Source organism: Streptomyces sp. T39, from assembly GCF_008042045.1.
Classification (GTDB): Bacteria; Actinomycetota; Actinomycetes; order Streptomycetales; family Streptomycetaceae; genus Streptomyces.
Window position 1 is genome coordinate 1 of the sequence record NZ_RDBP01000132.1, and the last position, 669, is coordinate 669.

A 669-nucleotide genomic window follows, 5' to 3' on the forward strand; every position below is an offset into this window, starting at 1 on the left:
GGCGACGGCCGCGGTGGTGTCGGCGTCCCGGCCCATGTTGACGGCCGTCAGCACCGAGAGGCGGAAGTCGCCTCGTGCCGCCGCGAACGCGCCGAACGCGAGCCCCACGGCCTCGGGCGCCAGGTCGGTCCACGGGTAGCCGCCGATCACGACGGCCGAGCGCACAGCCCGCTCCATCGACAGCGTGTCCGGGTAGCTGCGGCCCGCCGGGGTGATCGGGGCGGCGCTGTCCGTCGTCCCCATGGACTCCTGGACCGCCCGCTCGCTGCGGCGCGGGGTGGTCGCGGCGGGCCGCAGCTACCCGGACACGCTGTCGATGGAGCGGGCTGTGCGCTCGGCCGTCGTGATCGGCGGCTACCCGTGGACCGACCTGGCGCCCGAGGCCGTGGGGCTCGCGTTCGGCGCGTTCGCGGCGGCACGAGGCGACTTCCGCCTCTCGGTGCTGACGGCCGTCAACATGGGCCGGGACGCCGACACCACCGCGGCCGTCGCCGGCGCGCTCGCCGGAGCGGTCCGGGGCGCGGGCGCGATCCCGCCCGAGTGGGCCGGCGCGATCGGCCCGGTACGCGGCAGCTGCCTGCCCTCGATGCGCGGCCGGCACGTCCTCGACGTGGCCGCGCTCCTGACCCCGCAGACGCAGACCTCATGACCGCCCCCGCAGCCGGCCGC

At 77.4% G+C, this 669-nt stretch carries 2 pseudogenes; one reads left to right on the plus strand and one right to left on the minus strand.

Features of this window, described 5'->3' with window-relative positions:
• Positions 1 to 207: pseudogene (locus tag EAO77_RS36005) on the minus strand (ADP-ribosylglycohydrolase family protein); the annotation flags it as partial.
• Here EAO77_RS36005 and EAO77_RS36010 point away from each other — a divergent pair.
• Positions 206 to 649 (plus strand): annotated as a pseudogene (locus EAO77_RS36010) (ADP-ribosylglycohydrolase family protein); the annotation flags it as partial. The pseudogenes EAO77_RS36005 and EAO77_RS36010 sit on opposite strands and share 2 nt — an antisense overlap.
• Positions 650 to 669: the final 20 nt, after the last annotated feature.